The sequence below is a fragment of the Rhodococcus sp. AG1013 genome (genome assembly GCF_003350365.1).
Classification (GTDB): Bacteria; Actinomycetota; Actinomycetes; order Mycobacteriales; family Mycobacteriaceae; genus Prescottella.
Map to the genome: position 1 here is coordinate 12,761 of NZ_QQAT01000016.1, position 19,872 is coordinate 32,632.

A 19,872-nucleotide genomic window follows, 5' to 3' on the forward strand; every position below is an offset into this window, starting at 1 on the left:
TATGACCACCGCCATCTCCGAATCCCTCGTCTTCGACCAGCGCGGCGACATCGGCATCCTCACCCTGGACCGACCGCACAAGCGAAATGCCCTCGACGACAAGACCGTTCTCTCCCTCGGTGACTTCTTCCGGACGCCCCCCGAGGGCGTGCGTGCCATCGTCCTGACCTCGTCCGGCGATCACTTCTGCGCCGGCCTCGACCTCTCGGAGCTCTCGGACCGGGACGCCGTCGCCGGACTCCATCACTCCCGTATGTGGCACAAGTCGCTCGGCGAGATGGCGGGCGGCACGATCCCCGTGGTCGCGGTCCTGCGCGGTGCGGTCGTCGGTGGCGGACTCGAACTCGCCAGCGCCGCGCACATCCGAGTGGCGGAGCGAAGCGCGTTCTTCGCGCTGCCGGAAGGACAGCGCGGGCTGTTCGTGGGCGGCGGTGCCTCGGTGCGGGTTCCGCGGTTGATCGGCGTCGCCCGGATGCAGGACATGATGCTCACGGGTAGGGTCCTCACCGCAGAAGAGGGCGAACGTGTCGGCCTCGCAACCTATCTCGTCGACAACGGTGGTGGCGACAACCTGGCCCGCGAGCTCGCCGGGAAGATCGCCTCGAACTCTCCCGTCACCAACTACTCGGTGATGCACGCCCTTCCACGGATCGCCGAGGTCGGCCCGGACGAGGGGCTGATGATGGAGTCGCTCATGGCCGCCGTCGCGCAGTCCAGCCAGGAAGCCAAGCATCGGATGAACGAGTTCCTCACCGGCCGTGGGCCAAAGGTCCGCACCGCGGACGGAGGGGCGAACTGATGGCGGCGATCCTGCGGTCCGTGCCCGCAGACGCCCGGGACACCACGCGGGTCGGGGCCTTCATGGACTGGCTCGGAGCCGAGCGCGGTGTGCGGGTGGAGAACTGGGACGACCTCTACCGGTGGTCGGTCGAGGACGTCGAGGGATTCTGGGCGGCGATCTGGGACCATTTCGGCGTCGTCACCCACCGCCCGTACCGCCAGGTGCTCGAGGCCCGGGTGATGCCCGGCGCGCGGTGGTTTACCGGCGCACTCCTCAACTACACCGAGCACTCTCTCGGAACCGAAGTGGACCTGGACGCGGTCGCCGTCGTGGCCACGTCGCAGACCCGCGCCGACATCACGATGACCTTCGGTCAACTGCGCGACGAGGTCCGCCGCGTGCGGGCCGGCCTCGTCGACCTCGGGGTGGGCCGCGGCGACCGGGTCGCCGGCTACCTGCCCAACGCCCCCGAGGCGCTCGTCGCGTTCCTCGCCACGGTGAGCCTCGGCGCGATCTGGGCGGCATGCGCACCCGAGTTCGGCGCCCACAGCGTCGTGGACCGGTTCGGTCAGATCGGCCCCAAGGTGCTGTTCGTCGTCGGCGGCTACACGTACGGATCCAAGACCGTCGATCGTCGTGACGAGGTCGCCCACATCCGCGAGAATCTCCCGGGGGTCTCCACGGTGGTCTCGGTCGCCTACGGCGAGCACGTCGTCACCGACGACGTCGTGGCCTGGAACGACCTGGGGCGCGGTGAGGCCGGTGCACCGGGGGCGATGCCCGATGTCGAGCCGGTCCCGTTCGACCACCCGCTCGTGGTGCTGTTCTCGTCCGGCACCACCGGCAAGCCCAAGGCCATCGTGCACGGCCACGGCGGCATTCTGCTCGAGACCCTCAAGAACCACGCCCTCCACTTCGATCTCGGGCCTGGGGACACGTTCTCCTGGTTCAGCACCACGGCGTGGATGATGTGGAACTCCCTGGTCGGCGGACTGCTGGTGCGGTCGTCGATCGTCATGATCGACGGCAACCCCATGTACCCGGACTCGGGTCACCAGTGGCGGGTAGCCGCTGAGACCGGGGCGACGGTGATGGGCATGAGCCCGGGCGTGGTCATGGCGTGCCGACGCGAAGGTCTCGATCCCACAATCGAATTCGATCTCTCGGCTGTCCGGCAGTTCGGCGCCGCCGGCAGCCCGCTGCCGCGGGAGGGCTACGAGTGGATCTCCGACCGCTTCGGCCCCGGCGTGCTCCTCAACGTCGGCAGCGGCGGCACGGACGTGTGCACCGGCATCATCCAGGCCTCGCCGATGACCCCGGTCTACGCGGGCGAGATGTCCGGGCCGAGCCTCGGTTTCGCGGCGGCCGCGTACGACGGGGACGGCAACGAGGTGGTCGGTGAGCTCGGCGAACTCGTCATCACGCTGCCGGTGCCGTCGATGCCGGTGAAGTTCTGGGGCGACGACGACGGCTCCCGATACCGAAGCACATACTTCGACACCTATCCGGGGGCGTGGCGGCACGGCGACTGGATCCGCTTCGACCCGGAGGGCGGTGCAGTCGTCACCGGCCGGTCCGATGCGACTCTCAACCGTGGTGGTGTCCGGCTCGGCACCGCCGAGTTCTACCGCGTGGTCGAGGAGCTGCCCGGCATCGCCGACTCCCTCGTCGTCCACCTCGAGGACGCCGACGGCGGGATGGGCCGCCTGGTCCTGTTCGTCGTGACCGACCCCGGCGTGGAGGTCGACGACGCGCTGAGGAGGACCGTCTCGACGACTCTGCGAACGGCGCTGTCGCCGCGGCACATCCCGGACGAGATCCATCCCGTCGCGGTGGTGCCGTACAACCGGACCGGGAAGAAGCTCGAGATCCCGGTCAAACGGATCCTTCTCGGGGCCTCGCCGGACAGCGTCGCGGCACCCGGTTCGCTGGCACAACCGGAAGCCCTCGACGCGTTCGTCGCGTGGAGCGTCACGGGAGCGATCGGATGAGCGCCCCGGCCGCGGCGCAGATCCGGACCGTCGCGGTGATCGGGACCGGCGTCATCGGCGCGGCGTGGGTGGCAGGCTTCCTCGCCGCCGGTCTCGACGTCGTCGCCACCGATCCGGCCGACGGAGCCGAGGCGCGGCTCCGGTCCTATCTCGACGAAACCAGCGATCTCGTCACCGAACTCACCGGATCCGCGGTGTCCGAGCGTGGTGATCTCCGGTTCGTCGCGACCGCCGCCGAGGCTGCGCGCGACGCCGATTTCGTCCAGGAGAACGGCCCCGAGAGACTGGACGCGAAGGGTGCGCTGCTCGCGGAGATCGACGCCGCGGCGCGCCCGGGCGTGATCATCGCGTCGTCGACGTCGGGTCTCGAGCCCAGCGCGCTGCAGGCCGCGTGTTCGGTCGATCCCGGCCGTGTGCTGGTGGGCCACCCGTTCAACCCCGCGCACATCATTCCGCTCGTCGAGGTGGTACCGGGCGGGGCCACGCTGCCCGAGACGGCGCAGGCGGCGCTCGACTTCTACCGCCTGGTCGGCAAGAAGCCGATCCTCGTCCGCGCCGAGATCCCCGGGCATGTCACCAACCGGTTGCAAGCCGCCCTCTGGCGCGAGGCCTACTCGCTGGTGGACCGCGGTGTGGTATCCGTCGCCGACATCGACACCGCCATCTCGAACGGGCCGGGACTGCGCTGGGCCATCCTCGGACCACTTACCGCACAGCACCTTTCCGGTGGGAAGGGCGGCCTGCGGCATCTGCTGGAACATCTGGGCCCACCAACCCAGAAGTGGATGGACGACCTCGGGACGCCGCAGCTCACCCCGGAACTCGCCGACAAACTCGTCGCCGGCATGGACGACGAGATGGCGGGGGTAGACCAGGCCGGCCTGGTCGCGGACCGCGACCGATTGCTGGTCGACATCATGCGACTCAAACGCGCCGGCCGAAACCTCCCCTGACAGTTCCCACCCGATCCACAGAGGAATAACGATGTACTCTCCCGCAATCGATCTCGACGCCATCACCGCCATCGACGTGCACACCCACGTCGAAGCGGACGGTGCGCACCACTGCTCGCTCGACCAGGAACTGCTCGACGCCTCGGCCAAGTACTTCAAGCCCGGGGTCAACCGCACGCCCACCGTCGACGACCTCGCCGAGTACTACCGCGAGCGCAACATGGCCGCCGTGGTGTTCACCGTCGACGCGCGCACCGCACTCGGCGGGCACCCGCCGGTCTCCAGTGAGGAGATCGCGGCGAAGGCCGCCGAGCACCCCGACGTCCTGATCCCCTTCGGATCCGTGGACCCGCACGACGTCGGCACTGCCGTCGCCCGGATCACGACCCTGGCGAGGGACTACGGCGTTCGGGGCATGAAGTTCCACCCCAGCCTGCAGGGATTTCTGCCCAACGACCCGATCTACTACCCGATCTACGAGGCGTGCGCCGAGCACGGGCTCGTGACGCTCTTCCATACCGGGCAGACCGGGATCGGTGCCGGTCTGCCGGGTGGCCGCGGCATCAAACTGCGGTACTCGGACCCGATGCTGCTCGACGACGTCGCAGCCGACTTCCCGACGCTGACGATGATCCTCGCCCACCCCTCGGTCCCGTGGGTCGACTCCTCGATCTCCATGGCCACCCACAAGGCGAACGTGTACGTCGACCTGTCGGGTTGGTCGCCGAAGTACTTCCCGCCGCAGCTCGTTCGCAACATCAACTCGCTGCTCAAGCACAAGGCGCTCTTCGGATCCGACTATCCGGTGCTGACGCCGGATCGGTGGATGGCTGACTTCGCGGAACTGGGCATCAAGGACGACGTCATGCCCCTGGTGATGAAGGAGAACGCTATCCGGGTGCTCGGACTCGACCGACCCACGGGGCGGTGAGGCAGCGGTGAGGACGAGCGCCGAGGCCGAATGGCTCCTCGACGACGAGCACCGGGACCTCCGGGAGATGGCCGCCGAGGTAGCGAATCGTCAGGTGGCGCCGCACGCCGCCGCGGTAGACGAGTCGGGAGAGTTCCCGGAGCGGTCACTGGCGGCGGTGACCGCGAGCGGGTTGCACGCGATCGGCATCCCCGAGGCGTACGGCGGGCAGGGCGGAGACCACCTCGCCTCCGCGATCGTCGCCGAGGAGATCGCCCGCGCGTGCGCAACTACGCAGCAGGTCGCCGGCGGCAACGAACTCTTCGCCATCCCGCTCCTGCTCGCGGGCTCGGAGGAGCTCAAGGCCCGGTACCTGCCGAGGATCGCGTCCGGTGAGCATCTCGGGGCCTTCGCGCTCAGCGAGCCCGAGGCCGGCAGCGACATCGCGAGCATGAAGGTCCGGGCCAGGCAGACGGACGGCGGCTGGCTGCTGAAGGGAACGAAGCGGTGGATCACCAACGCGGGTCGTGCCGACGTCTACGTCGTGTTCGCCTCGACCGACCCGGCCGCCGGCGCCAAGGGGATCTCTGCGTTCGTGGTGGAGGCCGCGGATGAGGGGATCGTGTTCGGGGCGCCGGAGCGGAAGATGGGCCTGAAGGGATCTCCGACCCGGGAGGTCACATTCGAGGACGTGTTCGTTCCCGGCGACCGCATGGTCGGCGAGCCCGGCCGTGGCATGCGCATCGCCCTCGGGACGCTGGACCGGACCCGGACGGCCGTGGCGGCGCAGGCAGTCGGTATCGCACAGGGCGCCCTGGACGCCGCGGTGTCCTATGCGGCCGAACGTGAACAGTTCGGTTCCCCGATCTCCGAGTTCCAGGGCATCCAGTTCATGGCGGCCGACATGGAGACGAAGGTGCGGGCGTCCCGGCTGCTCACGTGGGCCGCCGCGATCGCCTGCGACCGTGGACACCGGGAGATCGGGTCGGCGGGCGCGATGGCCAAGTGCTTCGCCTCCGACACCGCCATGGCGGTGACCACCGACGCTGTTCAAATCCTCGGTGGCGCAGGGTATGTCAAGGACTTTCCGGTGGAGCGAATGATGCGCGACGCGAAGATCACCCAGATCTACGAGGGAACCAATCAGATCCAGCGGATCGTCATCGCCCGCCACCTCTTCCACGGACGAGCTCGATAGCACACAGAATGGAGCAACCAATGTCAGGTACGGCGCAGCATGCACCATCGGTCGTCGCCAAGGCGGCCGTCGCCTTCTCGGTCGCGGCCTTCACGCTCACCGCCTGTGGCGGCGCGAACGCATCCGAGCCCGAGTCGATCTCGCTGTCCGCGCCCGCGGGACCGGCCGGGACGACCTTCTGGGACGTCGGGGAGCAGCCGCCCGCCGACGCGAAGCCGGGCGATGTTCACTCGGTCCAGCCCCGGTCCGACGCTCCGGAGGGAAGCCAGGGCTGGAACATCGTCTACGTCTCCGAAATCCAGCCCGGAGTCCGGAAGTACGTATCCGGGGAGATCTACGTTCCGCTGTCCAAGGGCGACGGTCCCCGCGACATGGTGCTGTGGAACCACGAGACCACCGGGCTGGCCGACAACTGTGCCCCGTCCAGACGGAGCCTGGGGGAGGGGGATCAGTCCCGCGTTCCGGCGATCGGCGAACTTCTCGACCAGGGATATGTGGTCGCCATGAGTGACTATCCGGGACAAGCTCTTCCGGGGCCGTCCTACTACATGGCCGGTGAGGTCAACGCCCGGGCTTCTCTCGACGTCCTGCGCGCTGTGCACAACCTCCCCGAGATCGACGCCTCGAACCGGTTCGTCGAATACGGCTGGTCGCAGGGCGGACAGACGACGATGCACGTCGAATCGATCCTGGATTCGTACGCCCCCGAATTCGACGGTGTGGGAGCTGGATTGATCGCGCCGGCGGTCCGCATCCGTGAACTGACCCTCAACTCGATGCAGAGTCCGGAGTTGGCGGGCTACGTCATCTCCACCCTGCCGGGCATCAAGGCGGCCTACCCGGATCTGCGTTACGGCGATTTCCTCACGGCCCCGGCGATGGAGCAGCTTCCGGTGCTCAGCGACGGCTGCTTCGACATCTGGAGCAGCGCTGCATCTTTGCGTGACGCGTACCAGCCGGGCGCGATGTCGCCGGACGGTAGTTGGTGGAAGGCCTTCACCGCCGTCGACGACTTCCGGCCCGCAGGGTCCATGCCGTTCGTCATCTATCAGGGATCGGACGACACGACCACCCCCGTTGCACTGACGTCACGCGAGCAGGAGGGACTGTGCCGCACCGGAACCGAGTCCGACTACCGCGAGTTCCCCGGACTCGACCACGAGTCCGTCGTTCCCGAGGCGGCGAAGCAGTTCCCCGCATGGGCCGCAGACCGGTTCGCCGGGAAGGCCGCACCGAGCAACTGCCCGCAGCCGTGATCGCCGGTCCCGGACCCGGTTACTGACGCCCGGTCCGCCCCGTGCCTCTCGGGGGCGGGTCGGACCGGGCTATCCGCGCAGTTCGTTCGGCAGCTCTGCCGGATCGACCAGGACGAACTGGTTGCTCGACCCGCGCACCTTCTCCGACATCGAGATGTTCTTGCGCAGCAGATTCCACTCCACATCGTCGATGCGGGCGGTGGCCTGCGTGAGCACCTTGCTGTCGCGGGTGCCCCAGGCGATCGGCATGAAACTCACCATCTGCCACGTGTCGCCGTTGCCCCGCGAGCTGCGGTCGCCCAGCACCGACACCGACGGGATCTTCTTGCCCACGGTCCAGCCCCGGCCGGGCAGGGCGCGGACGGTGCGGGTCGCGAGCGCGTAGTGCGGTTCGGTGGCGTCGGGCTTGGCGATGTCGAGCAACGAGAGCAGCGTGTACCCGCGGGGGTGGATCTCCGACACCACGGCCGGCACCAGGTTGCCCTTGGCGTACAGCTCGTCGATGCTGCCGACCTTGCGCGGCGTCCACACCACCATCCACAGCGACGTCACCGCGCACACCGCGAGGACGGCGCCGAGGATGTACGACCACGGCTGGCCCAGGACGAACAGTCCGGCGGCGCCGGCGCCGAGGGCGACCGCCATCACCGCGGCCGACCACTGCAGCCGCCGGAGATCTGCGAGGGTCTCGTTGACGGACTTGGCGTGAAGCTTGTCGACGGGGAACTCGAAGCGTCGCACGGGGGTGAAGTCCTATCCGATGGTCGGGCCGAGCAGGTCGTCGGCGTCCGTGATGCGGTACGCGTAGCCCTGTTCGGCGAGGAAGCGTTGGCGGTGGGCGGCGTACTCGGCGTCGAGTGTGTCCCGAGCGACCACCGAGTAGAAGTGTGCCTGACCGCCGTCGTGCTTCGGCCGCAGGAGTCGGCCCAGCCGCTGCGCCTCCTCCTGCCGGGAGCCGAACGTGCCCGACACCTGCACCGCCACCGACGCCTCCGGCAGGTCGATGGAGAAGTTCGCGACCTTGCTGACCACGAGGGTCTGGATCTCGCCAGCACGGAACTTGTCGAAGAGGAGCTCGCGTTCCTTGTTTCGCGTGGAACCCTGGATGACCGGGGCGTCGAGTTCCTCGCCCAGCTCCTCGAGCTGGTCCAGGTAGGCGCCGATCACCAGGGTCGGCGCACCCGGGTGCCGGTCCAGGATCGACTTCACGACGGCGTGCTTGGTCCGGGCCGTCGAGCACAGCTTGTAGCGCTCCTCCGGCTCGGCCGTCGCGTACGCCATGCGTTCGGCGTCGGTGAGCGTGACCCGCACCTCGATGCAGTCGGCGGGCGCGATCCACCCCTGCGCCTCGATGTCCTTCCACGGCGCGTCGTACCGCTTGGGGCCGATGAGGGAGAACACGTCGCCCTCGCGGCCGTCCTCGCGGACCAGTGTCGCGGTGAGGCCGAGGCGTCGACGCGACTGTAGGTCGGCGGTCATCCGGAACACCGGGGCGGGCAGCAGGTGCACCTCGTCGTAGATCACCAGGCCCCAGTCGCGGGAGTCGAACAGCTCGAGGTGCTTGTACTCGCCCTTCGACTTGCGGGTGATCACCTGGTAGGTCGCGATGGTGACCGGGCGGATCTCCTTTTTCTCGCCCGAGTACTCGCCGATCTCCTCCTCGGTGAGCGACGTGCGCGCGATCAGCTCGCGCTTCCACTGCCGGCCCGCGACAGTGTTGGTGACCAGGATCAGCGTCGTCGCCTTGGCCTTGGCCATCGCCGCCGCGCCCACCATGGTCTTGCCGGCGCCGCAGGGGAGCACGACGACGCCGGAGCCGCCGGCCCAGAACGAGTCGGCCGCCATCTCCTGGTAGTCGCGCAGGTGCCAGTGCCCCTCCTCGAACGCGAGGTCGATGGGGTGGGCCTCGCCGTCGACGTACCCGGCGAGGTCCTCGGCGGGCCAGCCGATCTTGAGCAGCATCTGCTTGAGGTGCCCGCGCTCGCTGGGATGCACGATCACGGTGTCGTCGTCGACCATGGCGCCGAGCATCGGGGCGATCTTCTTGTGCCTCATCACCTCGGTGAGCACCGCCCGGTCCAGGCTGATCAGCGTCAGCCCGTGCACGGGACTCTTCACCAGTTGCAGGCGGCCGTACCGGGCCATGGTGTCGACGATGTCGACCAGCAGCGGCTGCGGCACCGCGAAGCGGGAATAGCTGACGAGGGCGTCCACCACCTGCTCGGCGTCGTGCCCGGCGGCGCGGGCATTCCACAGCGCGAGCGGGGTGATCCGGTAGGTGTGGACGTGCTCGGGGGCGCGCTCGAGTTCGGCAAACGGGGCGATCGCCTGCCGGGCGTCGTTCGCGCGCTCGTGATCGACCTCGAGCAGCAGTGTCTTGTCGGACTGGACGATCAGCGGGCCGTCGGTCACGTGCGCCTCCTAGCAACGGTAACCAGACCATTGTCCAGACGGCGGCGCTGTCCCGCCATACGGCGGTGCCTCGGCGGCCGCGGACCGTGAAGGATTTCCGTCGGCGGCCGCCGGAAATCCTTCACGATCGGATCAGCGTCCGGCGGTGAGGGATTTCTTGGTCTCCATCACCTGGACGAGTGCCTCGGAAATTCCGGCGCGATATCCGACGTCCCGTTCGCTGTGCACGGCGGTGGTGTCGAGCTCGTTTTCCAGTCGCGCCTGAATTTTGTCCAGGGCGAGCAGGGTCCGCTTCACGATAGGGGTCCTTCACTTTTTTTCGTGCGTCGGCGGGAAAGGAAATCCGGAATGCTGGGCGCGCTCGTCGAGAACGAAAAGTTTCGCCGACGCGATGCCGGACCGGAAGCCGTCGGCGCGGGGTTGCGGCAGGGTGCTGTCGCCGAGCAGATGGTCCAGTTTCCGGTGCAGGTGGTCCAGCACACCCGGTGCGTCACGCGCCGGTGCCTCGCGGGTCATGGCGAGGTCCGTCAGTGGCGCTTACGCTTTTTGATCAACTCGCCGGCATCAACAGCGCGCTCGCGCTTTTCCGCCCGCTTTTCCTTGATCGACTGACTTGGTTTCTTCAGATTTTTGCCAGGTTTCTTGTCGGCCATTGTCGCTCCTAATTCGAAGTGGCAATCACTCGATCGAGACCATACGTCATTTCCAGGAAAATGCCAGTCGTGCAGTTCGGGGCGTTTTCCGGGGCGGGAGAAAGTCAGTCGACGAGCGCGACGGAGGTGATGCGGTGCAGTGTGAAGCGACGCATCTCACCGGTCGCCGGGTCGAGCGCGTCGAGCTGACCGCCGCCGACGCTGACCGGTTCCACGATGCGCTGCGACGCGATGCCCTGCGCGTCGACGTAACCGATCGACACGCTGCGCCGGACCTGCGCGGCGGTCTGCAGCAGCGTCATCGTCGCTGCGCTGGACGCGCGCGTGCCGTCGCTGCGCAGTCCGGCACCGGTGGACGCGGCGGCGCGGTCACCGGCGCGGAGCGAGCGGACCAGCGTCGCGAGCTGCTCGTCGGTGGGGACGGCCGGGGTGCGCAGCCGCGGCACCCGGGCCGCCGGCACGCGGGCCCCGCGAGGGCGCAGGTCGACGATCGCGCCGGACGAGTCCTCGCCGGCCGGGGCGAACCCGACCGCACGCAGCTCGGTGAGGACCTCCTTGAGCGGGGCCTGCGAGATGACGACGGTGGGAGCCAGGGCCCGCAGCGCCAGCTGCTCGGCCACGGGGGAGGCCAGGACCTCCGCGAGCAGCGCCGGGTCCTCGCAGCGGATGAACGACGACGCGACCCCGGCCCGCAGCCGGCCGTGGCGGCGGGCGACGTCGTCGATGAGGTAGCTCAGCGACTGCGGCACCGGCGTCTTGGAGCGGGTCGAGAACAGCGTCTGCAGCTCGGACGCTGAGAGCCCGGCGTCGAGCGCGCGCCGGATGCTGTTCTCGCTGACCCGGTACATCGACGCCGCGCCCGCGGACTCGATGTCGGCGACGAGCGTGATCTGATCGAGCAGCTCCGGGATGAGCGGCCCGGGCGCGACGACGGTGAGGTCGGCCTGCACCAGGACGTAGTCGATGGGCGCGGGCAGCGCGGCGTCCATCTCGGACTCGGGGTCGCCGCCGTGCAGCAGCGCCTTGCCCGGCGAACTGAGGACGCCGTGCGCCACCAGCCCGAGCGTGCGCGCCTCCCCGAGGGTCCGCTCCACGACGTGCGGCCCCAGCCGACCCGCCCAGCGCGGACGACGCCACGCGAGCAGCCGGCTGGCCTCGGACGCGGACACCGACTTCCCGCCGCCCGCCTCGGCGAGCAGTTCCAGCAGCAGCCGGCGTTCCAGGGCGGCGCCCGGCGCGCGCACCTCCTCGGACAGCGCCGAGATGGGCTTGTCGGTGGCGTCGCGGCTACCGATGATCCACGGGCGGCGCGGCAGCGTCAGCCATGCCCCGGCGAGGGTGGCCCAGCGCCGGGCGGTGCCCGAGTTGAGCCAGCCGTCCACGGCGACGGTGGGGGCCCAGTAGTCGTCGATGTCGGTGAGCGGTGCGGGGTCGGGGCTGCCGCTCGCGATCAGTCCGGCACCGGCCAGCAGTTCGAGCAGCAGGCCGATGCGGGCCTCGTCGATGCCGGTCGACTTGGACAGCCGCCGCACCTCCCGCACACCCAGGCCGCCGGCCTTGAGCGCGGGCGCCGGCCCGTCACCGAGCGCGGCCACCAGGTCCTCACAGTGCCGCACCAGTTCCAGGGCCTCGCCCGCGGCGGCCGCGTTGACGTCGGAGAGCTTCTGCTTGCGTCCGGTGAGCGGGGGCGGGGTAGGTGACGCGGGATCGAAGACGGCCTCGCCGCGCAGCACCTGACCCACCTGGACGGGCAGCTCCACCGTCTCGGCGTCGATCCAGTGCAGCAGCCCGCGGGCGAGCAGACGTTGGACGGGGCGGTCCGGGGAGGTGCCGGGCGCGGCGTCGCGGGTGCGGCCGATGGGCGACGACCGGGCCAGCGTGGTCAGCAGGTCGCGCTCACCCGGTTCGATCCCGTCGAGCGCGGCCCGGATCTCGTCCTCGGTCATCGCCTCGGACTCGGCGGTGATACGGCCGATGCGCCACGGGATGGCGTCGGCCGCGGCGCGCACGATCCGCAGCCGATCGTCGTCGCCCCACGCCAGCGCCAGGGCGCGCAGCCGGTCCAGCGCCTTGTCGACGGTCTTGGCCGGCACCCGGCCGCCGAGGGCGTCGTCGACGTGCCGGCGCGCCACCGGCATCTGATCGGCCTGTTCCAGCGCCAGGACCTCGAGGACGGTGAATTCGAGGGACCCCAGGGTGTCGGCGGCCCGCATCACCGACGCGCGCTGCTCGGCGCGCCCGGCCAGCACCGCGGCCGTGGCGGGTGGAGGCACGGCGAGATCCGGGCGCAGCCGCAACAGGTCGGTCAGTTCGGCGTCCTTGCGGGCGCTCAACCAGCCGGTCAGTGTGGGTGCTGCCACGGGGTTTGCGGTTTCCGGGGCGCCCTCGGTGCCATGCGTGGAGGTCATCGACTATGAGATTAGTGACCTGGGCTGTACGGCGGCGAACGCTCCTGTCAAAATGGGCGCGTGGCTAACAATTCGAAGAAGCGCTATGTCGATCCAGGGTGGCCGGAAACTGCGGATGGAGATCACGCGGTGACCGAGTTGTCTTCCAGCCGTGCAGGCAATCTCTCGCCGTTCGGCGAGGACACGGAGTTCCCGCTTCCGGTGGACTCGCTGCCCTACGTGCACCCGCACACCGTGATCAACCGCTGACGCGCAAACACAGAAAAGTGGGCCCCTCGCCATCGGCGAGGGGCCCACTTCGTGTTTCGGGGGGAGCGGCTCAGCTCTGCGAGAGGTTCGCCACGCCGGCGACGTCCTGCAGGTTCAGCTTGCTGAGGTCGATCGTCTTCGCGACGTCGTAGGCGTCGAGGATCGGCTGGCCGATGACGATGCCCTGATCGGCGGCGGCGTCGATGAGCGAGTCGATCTGGTCGAAGACGCCCTGCGCGGGGTGCACCGGTGCCTGGGCGACCGGGGCGGGAGTGACGACCCGCGGGGCCTCGGTGGCTGGGGCGCTGCGCTGCGACGGCGCGCTGCTCAGGCCGAGCTTGGACGAGCAGGACGGCCAGGCGCCCCAACCCTGGTTGGCGAGCACGCGCTCAGCGACGACGATCTGCTGCTCACGGGTGGCCTGGTTCGCGGTGGCAGCGAACTGTCCGCCACCATGGCTGGTCCAGGTGCTCGGCGAGAACTGCAGGCCACCGTGGTAGCCGTTGCCGGTGTTGATGCCCCAGTTGCCGCCGGCCTCGCACTGCGCGAGCTTGTCCCAGTCGGAGTCGGGGGCCGCGCTGGCCGTGCCGGCGAAGGCGACACCGCCCACGCCCATGATGGCGCCGGTGACGGCGACCTTGGCTACGGTGCGGCCGGTGGTAGACGGCTTGCGATGGCGTCCGCTCATGTCGGTTGGTTCCTCTCCGCACGCGCCTGCGAGGTCAGCTGTCGGGTTCGGACTGAGAGGTCGCCCGGCCTCGCCGCTCATGGATGGAGCGGGTCTGGCTTCACCCCCAGGGAGATTGCTCTCCCGATGCCCTGCGGGGTTGTCCCTTTCGGGACCTTCTACCCCGGAGGACCTTTGGGTCCCCCGTCCCCGTCCATGGATGGTTCGTGGGTGTTCCGGACCCACTGGACGGGGTTTGGCGCGGCGGGCCCGGATGTGGCCGAAGTTCCGGCCGGACACGACGGTACGACGATCGAGCGCCAAACGTCACCGGTTGATAACGCGGCGCGTCTTGTGTTGCTCGACTGCGGGATTCGACTGAGACGGCTTAGCCCCAGCTAGTCGCGTTGGGGCAGGGTTGATCACGGTTCGACACCGCTCCGTTATCGGGGCGTAATGTGAGTGAGATCACACTCTGAACGGGCGGTCTGTCCCACTTTTCGGAACGGTCAGGCCGTCGACCACTGGGCCTGATCGCGGCGGTCGACGTCCACGATCTCCTTACCGAGCGGCATCAGACAGACAGGGATCATCTTGAGATTGGCGATCGCGAGCGGGATACCGATGATCGTGATCGCCATGGCGACGGCGGTGACGATGTGGCCGATCGCGATCCAGACGCCCGCGAGGATGAGCCAGATGACATTGCCGATGAGCGACCCGACGCCTGCGGTGGGTTTGTCGACCACCGTCTTGCCGAACGGCCACAGCGCGTACACCCCGATCCGGAAGGACGCGATGCCGAACGGGATCGTGATGATGAGGATGCACATGATCACGCCGGCCAGGAAGTAGCCGAGCGCCAGCCACAGGCCACCGAAGATCAGCCAGATGATGTTCAGCAGGATCCTCATGGTGATTCCTTCCAATGGTTGGGGAGCCTCCGGCTCAGCGACTCCGGCGTCCGGAGCGGAGGGCGTAGGCGATCGCGAGCACGAAGCCGAGCGGGCACGCGAGCGTGAGGAAGTACAGAACCAGGCCGGGGTCGCCCTCGGAGAGTGAATGGACGAAGAAGATGGCGACGATCGCCGCGATCCCGATCAGGAAGCTGGCGACTGCTGCGTAGAACAGTCCTTTGCCGGCCCGGCCGGGGGTGTCGGTGCCGCTGCGGTTCGAATCGTTCGTCACAACACAACGGTAGGCCACCCGCGGGCGTGAGGTGCACGCGCTTCCCGAAGTGGCGGCCGGAGAAATATCTCCGAATTGGACGTTTGATTACATTCGCTGCCCTAGGCTCCGCGCCATGACTGCTTCCACTCGTGTGCCCGGATCGCTGGCGTGGCAGGGCAAGATTCTGGGTGGGGTGCTGCTCGCGCTTTTCCTCGCGGCCGTCGCCGTGATCGCGGTGCCCTCGCTGGCTCGCGCCGACGAGCCGGCCCCCACCGTCGAGTACTCGTCCGACAACGGTGTCACCTGGGGCGGCATCGGGGAGATCGACTGGAATCTCGGTGAGCTGGTCCCCGGGCGGGAGCTCGCGACCACCTTCCAGGTCCGCAACATCGCCGGCGTGGAGGGCTTCGTCGGCTTCTCGGTGGGCCCGTACACCCTGTCCCAGGGCATGACCGCGACCGCGCGCGTCGACATCGACGGCAAGGCCGGCGACGCGGTGACACTGACCGAGCCCCGCGTGGTGGCTCCCGGAACGCGGATCGGCTCGGTCCACCTCGGTCCGAACGAGACCGCCGCGATCTCTCTGGTCGTCGGAATGCCCTCCAACGTAGGTAACCAGGCGCAGAACGGCCACGTGAACCCGATGTGGGCGGTCGGCTTCGTGCCCGGGCCCGGCCCCGCCTCCACCGGTCCCCTCGGCTCCCTCGGCTCCCTCGGCAGCGGCAGCTTCGGTTCCTGACCGGGTGCCGGTAGCCCTGACGAACGAACGGGCGGTTGTCTGACTCGGCACTCGGCCGATGGTCGGACAACCGCCCGTTCGCGTTCCGATGCGAGTTGCCGGCACCGCTGACCGAGAAGCGCCGGCTGTTCTCCGTCTGCGGGAGAACAACCGGCGCTGTGCGGCGTGCGTCGATCCGGAACGCACGCGCCCGTTTCCCCGCGCACGTCGTCCACCCGACCTCCGGTGCAGGATCGGGGAGTTGCGGGAAGTGGGGGATCAGGGCCGCCCGATGGGAGGGGGGACCGACGGTGGCCCTGAGATTGTGGGGGGGGGTTAGGAGAGGACCTGCTCGAGACGAATCCTGAAGTCGCCGAAGGTTGCCGAATCCGACTGCCCGACAATGCCCGACGTCTGTGGGTCGAAGGTGAACTTGGCTGCCACGTCGACAACCGCGTTGTTCTGTGAGGTGTCGACCACGATGCCGGCAGGGCCGGACGGGACGACGGTACCCCCGATGGTCGCGGTGACCTGAGGCTGCAGCTTGCCCTTGAGCTGGCCGCCGCCGGTGAATGTGATGTCGTCGGCCGTCAGCCGCGCCTGCAGGCCGGTGCCGTTGACGGTGAGCCTGTAGCTGCCTCGGTACGTCAGAACGTCGCCGGGTACCACCCGGAACGTCGCGATGTCGATGGGACCGTTCCGGTCGCTCCAGCCCGGCGTCGTCACCTGGGTGAGAGCGAGGGAGCCCGAACCGTTGCCCCCACCACCGATCGTCGTGGGGGGTGCGGTGGTGGTGGGCGCCGACGGCGTCGTGGTCGTTGCGCCACCGGCGCTACCGCTGCCGAGGCTGCCGAAGTCGCACGCGGACAGCATCAGTGTGGAGCCGAGTGCGGCGGCCGCGACGGCGACCCTGAAGCCCTTGGTCTGTGTCTTCATCGGACTACTTTCATTCCCCTCGTGCAAGATTCGCCGGCCCCGACCCGATTGGACTTCCCGGCGGTGAGGCCGGGCAGCAGGAGCATCATTCGATCAGGGCCGCGATGTCGGCCGGCACGTCGGTGGACGACGGGTCGACGGCGGTCTTGTTCCATGTGGAACCCGTTGCCTTGTAGAGCTTCCCGTTATCCACAATCCACAGGGCGTCTGTGGATGAATCCCACTCGTAGTGGGCCGATGCCGACGCTGGAATCCGCTCCAGTTCTTCACCGTTCGCGTCCTCGATCACGATCGCGGTCTGCGAGGTTTCGGCCGAGTTCACCAACAGCGCCGAGTAGTCGCGGGACTGCGACTTTTCCGACGTGCCCAGGGGGGTGTCGGCGGCAGTGGTCGTCGTAGCCGGAGGCGTGGTTGTAGTCGTAGTGGTCGTCGTGGTTTCCGATGTCTCCGACGCCGTTGTCGGAGGCGTGGTTGTCGTGGTGGTGGTGCTTGCCGTCGTGTCGGACGTCGTCGGAGCGGTCGTTGTGGTGCTAGTGGTGGTCTGAGGCGACGTCGTGCTCGACGGTGCGGCGGTTGTCGAGGACGGCGTCGTGGTGGTCTCGACGGGTCCCGCCATCCGGGCGTTCAGCGCTTCGGTGCCGGCGGTTAGTCCCTGCACCTGGTTGCCGTCGGAGGTAGCGCCGTCGCACTTGATGTTCCAGAGGGTGAACGCCCACATGTTCTCGCCTACCCAGCCGGAGCCAATCTGCCCGTCTCGCTTCGCGCGCACCTCGATTCGGGAGGACGAGGCCGTCTCGTAGACGTTGTCGTATGCGCTCACGCTGAGGGAGACTACGTCTCCCTTGTTCTGCGGGATCGTGGGATTCCAGGATCCGCCCCATCCGCTCACCAGCTTGACATCATAGGTGTACCCGGGTCCGAGATGCGCCCACTTCATCGTGACGGAGCCACCGCTACCGCTGCACCCCAACCACTTCGGTGCCGCCAACATATCGGCGGGCGTCGAGAATGACGCTGCCGCCGTGGCATTGTCGGTGAGCGCCGCAGCGGTCATCGTGGCCTGGGTGATGCCGAGGACAGACAGGGCGGCGGCGCTGATCGCAAGTATCGATCGAGCGGAGGGGACCGAGAATCGCTTTGTGGGAGACATGGGTTCGACCTTCGACTCGATGACTGGCACGAATTCGGTGGTGGCAGCGTCCTCGATAGACGAACCCGGGCCGGTCGCCTGGTCGTCGTCGCTGTCGTCGTCATTCTTCTTGGCTGGGCGTACCACGATCATCAGTAGAGCGCCGACGAAAGCGCCGCCGAGGAGGAGTGCAGCGGGGCTCGACAGCCACGCCACCACGTAGCCGAGTCCGCCGACGCTCGTGAAGACGCGATCGGCTTCGGTGATTGCGTAGGGCTCGATGTCGGGATCCTGGTTGGCATCGCCCTTGAGTGTGACGAGCACGGTGCCACCGGCCTGTGGATCGAGCGCGTACACGCGGTGCGTGATGCGGGTGCCCTGCGTATTCTCGACGCTGACAACGTCACCAACCTTCAGATCGGTGGCTGGGACGTTGCGAGACAACGCGAGTGAACCGGTTGTGATCTCGGGCGACATCGAACCGGACCGGAAGATCAGCGGCTTGATGCCGAACACCAGTGCGGCGACGGTCGCCACTATGCAGATCAAGCCGGCGACGGCACCGATGGTGAGGGCAGATTCTCGGCAGACCCGGCCGATCGATCCTGTTCGGCGCGAGGCCTTCTCATTGTCAGACATTGCTACCTCACGCCGTGGTCGCCGCAAAGGCGAATGAGACGTTGACCGTCTTGTTCTGCGAGGCGACTGTCACGGTGGGGTCGAGTGCGACGCGGAAACACAGTGTCTCCGAACCGGTCGACGGGGCGAGGTTGCGGCCGACGGTGATGATCGGCTTGGCTGCGCTGGTGGACAGGGCCGTGGGGGCGATGATCTGGTTTGCGCACGCGGCGTCGAGGACAGTGACCTTGAGGAATCCGGCCAGGGTGGCGTCGCCGGTTGCAGAGGCCGACATCGTATAGCTGAACGGGGCAGTGCCCTTGTTCTGGATCGGCAGGGCGGCCTGGACACTGTCGCCCGGCATCATGTTGGTCTTGTTCAGCGTTGTGAACGCGTACGCGGGATTGCCCTGATTGTTGTTGAGCTGCAGGTCGATCGAGGCAACGCTGAAAACACCCGACGTCGCGGTTGCGGTGTCACTCCACGCGGCCATAGTGCCGACCGCACCCAGACCGAGCACGATTCCGAGGGAGAGTGCGGCGCGCACTCGGCCGCCACCTAACGCCTTGCGCACGCGGGTACCGGAGGTGGGAGTCGATGAGGAGTGCTCGGGGCGAGGCATCGCGGTCCTTCTTACTTCGTCGTGGCCGGCGCGTCGGCGTCGACAACGGGGATTACGGCAGTGACGGTGGAGTCGTCGTCGGAGGCCGACTCGGGTCGGCGCTTGCGGGCCTTGTCCAGGCCTGAGCTGACGAACATCGACACCGCGTAGATCAGCAGACCGCCGACGACCACCACGAGGAGGACCGAGCGCTGCTTGCCGGTGATGTAGTTGTTGACATACCCCACATAGGGCACGGAGTACCAGACCTTGCCCCGAACCTGCTCGGGTACAACCGGTCTCTCGTCGGGTGACGGGTTGTTGTCGCCGTGCGTCACAAACGTCAGTTCGCCCTGAGACGTGCGCCGCACCTGGGTGATCCGGTGGGTCACAACATCCGGCTTGCCGGACTCCCACTGAAAGGTGATGGGGTCGCCGACCGCGAGTGTCTGCGGGTCCTGCGGTCGCACAACGATGAGCGTTCCCGGAGGATACGTGGGCTTCATCGAACCGGTCAGCACCGTATATGGGGTGGCGCCGACGATTCGTGGAATCACGATCGTCAGCGCCAGGATGCCGACCATCGCGATGAGCAGCAGCCAAGAGACGACGGACTTCACCCACCACCAAATGGTGGTGGGCTCGTCCCTCCCGACCGCGTTACTCATCAGGACTCCGAAGCGAAGGTGAATGTTGCCGTGGTGCTGGCGCCTTGAATTGCTGCAGCGCCGACTGTGCCGCGAAGACACAGCACCTCGGACGCACCTGAGCCGAGAGTGCGCCATTGCGGCGACGTGGGAGTCTGCGCACCGACCATCGCCCCGCTGTAAAGCTGCGTTGCCCCAGTCGGGTTGGCGTCTGCGGGGCATGCCGCCTCTGAGCCGACGGTCGATACCGTGAGCGTCAGGGGCACAGCAGCATCGGATTGCACGACGTTCTGCAGTCGGTACTTCATTGGCACGTTGCCGGAGTTGCGCACCGTCAGCGGAGCCTGCGCGAAGCCTCCGGGTATCAGGTTGGTCTTGCCCAGGGCCGAGAACGCGAAGTTGCTCTGCGTCGTGCCGCCGGCACCGACACCGATGTCGAGGGTTCCGGAGGTGATGGTTCCCCCGGCGAGGCTCTTGGAGTCACTCCACAGGGCGCCGGTCTGCTGGGTGGAGAAGAAGATCAGACCCAGGACCGGCACCGCTGCGAGTGCCCACCAACGGTGGTTTTTGGACAA

Annotated in this window: 22 protein-coding genes and 1 riboswitch; of the genes, 8 read left to right on the plus strand and 14 right to left on the minus strand. The window is 68.1% G+C overall.

Features of this window, described 5'->3' with window-relative positions; genetic code table 11:
* The first annotated feature begins 1 nt into the window (after position 1).
* The 6 genes from DEU38_RS18675 to DEU38_RS18700 are packed head-to-tail and all read left to right on the plus strand — an operon-like array spanning position 2 to position 7,089.
* On the plus strand, positions 2-799 hold the full coding sequence (locus DEU38_RS18675) for a crotonase/enoyl-CoA hydratase family protein (protein ID WP_114722897.1): 798 nt from the start codon (positions 2-4) through the stop codon (positions 797-799).
* Positions 799-2,772: an acetoacetate--CoA ligase gene (locus DEU38_RS18680; protein ID WP_114722898.1), complete on the plus strand. Its 1,974-nt coding sequence runs from the start codon at positions 799-801 to the stop codon at positions 2,770-2,772. The genes DEU38_RS18675 and DEU38_RS18680 overlap by 1 nt, the downstream gene beginning before the upstream one ends.
* Complete coding sequence (locus tag DEU38_RS18685; RefSeq protein ID WP_114723001.1) at positions 2,769-3,725, plus strand: 3-hydroxyacyl-CoA dehydrogenase NAD-binding domain-containing protein; 957 nt, start codon at positions 2,769-2,771, stop codon at positions 3,723-3,725. Before DEU38_RS18680 ends, DEU38_RS18685 begins: the two co-directional genes overlap by 4 nt.
* A gap of 46 nt (positions 3,726-3,771) precedes the next feature.
* Positions 3,772-4,656: an amidohydrolase family protein gene (locus tag DEU38_RS18690; protein ID WP_309473103.1), complete on the plus strand. Its 885-nt coding sequence runs from the start codon at positions 3,772-3,774 to the stop codon at positions 4,654-4,656.
* 7 nt (positions 4,657-4,663) lie between these two features.
* Complete coding sequence (locus DEU38_RS18695; RefSeq protein WP_220181937.1) at positions 4,664-5,833, plus strand: acyl-CoA dehydrogenase family protein; 1,170 nt, start codon at positions 4,664-4,666, stop codon at positions 5,831-5,833.
* Positions 5,834-5,853: 20 nt separating this feature from the next.
* Positions 5,854-7,089 carry a lipase family protein gene (locus DEU38_RS18700; protein WP_181818845.1) on the plus strand — a complete coding sequence of 412 codons (1,236 nt, stop codon included), beginning with the start codon at positions 5,854-5,856 and terminating at the stop codon, positions 7,087-7,089.
* Positions 7,090-7,158: 69 nt separating this feature from the next.
* Here the strand turns inward: DEU38_RS18700 and DEU38_RS18705 are convergent, their stop codons facing one another.
* The 6 genes from DEU38_RS18705 to DEU38_RS18720 form a co-directional block, all read right to left on the minus strand.
* A complete protein-coding gene (locus DEU38_RS18705) occupies positions 7,159-7,830 on the minus strand; it encodes a DUF3239 domain-containing protein (protein WP_114722901.1) in 672 nt (223 codons plus the stop codon).
* A 12-nt stretch (positions 7,831-7,842) separates the two neighbouring features.
* A complete protein-coding gene (locus DEU38_RS18710) occupies positions 7,843-9,501 on the minus strand; it encodes a DNA repair helicase XPB (protein ID WP_114722902.1) in 1,659 nt (552 codons plus the stop codon).
* A gap of 132 nt (positions 9,502-9,633) precedes the next feature.
* Entirely contained in the window at positions 9,634-9,798 is a 165-nt protein-coding gene (locus tag DEU38_RS28575; protein ID WP_174908455.1) for a hypothetical protein, read from the minus strand.
* 12 nt (positions 9,799-9,810) lie between these two features.
* Entirely contained in the window at positions 9,811-10,017 is a 207-nt protein-coding gene (locus tag DEU38_RS18715) for a hypothetical protein (RefSeq protein WP_114722903.1), read from the minus strand.
* A gap of 11 nt (positions 10,018-10,028) precedes the next feature.
* The gene (locus DEU38_RS29305; RefSeq protein WP_258557998.1) at positions 10,029-10,154 is read right to left on the minus strand and encodes a hypothetical protein; all 126 of its coding nucleotides are present in this window, start codon (positions 10,152-10,154) and stop codon (positions 10,029-10,031) included.
* A 104-nt stretch (positions 10,155-10,258) separates the two neighbouring features.
* A complete protein-coding gene (locus tag DEU38_RS18720; protein ID WP_114722904.1) occupies positions 10,259-12,562 on the minus strand; it encodes a helicase-associated domain-containing protein in 2,304 nt (767 codons plus the stop codon).
* A 60-nt stretch (positions 12,563-12,622) separates the two neighbouring features.
* On the opposite strand from DEU38_RS18720, the gene DEU38_RS18725 reads away from it, so the two are divergent.
* Positions 12,623-12,811 carry a hypothetical protein gene (locus tag DEU38_RS18725; RefSeq protein WP_114722905.1) on the plus strand — a complete coding sequence of 63 codons (189 nt, stop codon included), beginning with the start codon at positions 12,623-12,625 and terminating at the stop codon, positions 12,809-12,811.
* Between the two features lie 70 nt (positions 12,812-12,881).
* Here DEU38_RS18725 and DEU38_RS18730 read toward each other — a convergent pair whose 3' ends face one another.
* The 3 genes from DEU38_RS18730 to DEU38_RS18740 form a co-directional block, all read right to left on the minus strand.
* The gene (locus DEU38_RS18730; protein WP_114722906.1) at positions 12,882-13,499 is read right to left on the minus strand and encodes a resuscitation-promoting factor Rpf1 domain-containing protein; all 618 of its coding nucleotides are present in this window, start codon (positions 13,497-13,499) and stop codon (positions 12,882-12,884) included.
* A 7-nt stretch (positions 13,500-13,506) separates the two neighbouring features.
* A riboswitch (cyclic di-AMP (ydaO/yuaA leader) is annotated at positions 13,507-13,714 on the minus strand.
* Positions 13,715-13,987: 273 nt separating this feature from the next.
* Positions 13,988-14,392, minus strand: coding sequence for a YccF domain-containing protein (locus DEU38_RS18735; protein ID WP_114722907.1), 405 nt, complete (start codon positions 14,390-14,392; stop codon positions 13,988-13,990).
* Positions 14,393-14,426: 34 nt separating this feature from the next.
* Complete coding sequence (locus DEU38_RS18740) at positions 14,427-14,666, minus strand: hypothetical protein (protein ID WP_114722908.1); 240 nt, start codon at positions 14,664-14,666, stop codon at positions 14,427-14,429.
* A gap of 115 nt (positions 14,667-14,781) precedes the next feature.
* Here DEU38_RS18740 and DEU38_RS18745 point away from each other — a divergent pair, with 115 nt between their 5' ends.
* Positions 14,782-15,387: a hypothetical protein gene (locus DEU38_RS18745; protein WP_114722909.1), complete on the plus strand. Its 606-nt coding sequence runs from the start codon at positions 14,782-14,784 to the stop codon at positions 15,385-15,387.
* A gap of 315 nt (positions 15,388-15,702) precedes the next feature.
* On the opposite strand, the gene DEU38_RS18750 is transcribed toward DEU38_RS18745, so the two are convergent.
* The 5 genes from DEU38_RS18750 to DEU38_RS18775 form a co-directional block, all read right to left on the minus strand.
* Positions 15,703-16,302 carry an alternate-type signal peptide domain-containing protein gene (locus tag DEU38_RS18750; protein WP_114722910.1) on the minus strand — a complete coding sequence of 200 codons (600 nt, stop codon included), beginning with the start codon at positions 16,300-16,302 and terminating at the stop codon, positions 15,703-15,705.
* Positions 16,303-16,387: 85 nt separating this feature from the next.
* The gene (locus DEU38_RS28580) at positions 16,388-18,070 is read right to left on the minus strand and encodes a signal peptidase I (RefSeq protein ID WP_181818846.1); all 1,683 of its coding nucleotides are present in this window, start codon (positions 18,068-18,070) and stop codon (positions 16,388-16,390) included.
* 7 nt (positions 18,071-18,077) lie between these two features.
* Entirely contained in the window at positions 18,078-18,623 is a 546-nt protein-coding gene (locus DEU38_RS18765; RefSeq protein WP_258557999.1) for a CalY family protein, read from the minus strand.
* 59 nt (positions 18,624-18,682) lie between these two features.
* Entirely contained in the window at positions 18,683-19,318 is a 636-nt protein-coding gene (locus DEU38_RS18770; protein WP_114722912.1) for a signal peptidase I, read from the minus strand.
* Positions 19,318-19,872 carry a hypothetical protein gene (locus DEU38_RS18775; protein ID WP_114722913.1) on the minus strand — a complete coding sequence of 185 codons (555 nt, stop codon included), beginning with the start codon at positions 19,870-19,872 and terminating at the stop codon, positions 19,318-19,320. Before DEU38_RS18775 ends, DEU38_RS18770 begins: the two co-directional genes overlap by 1 nt.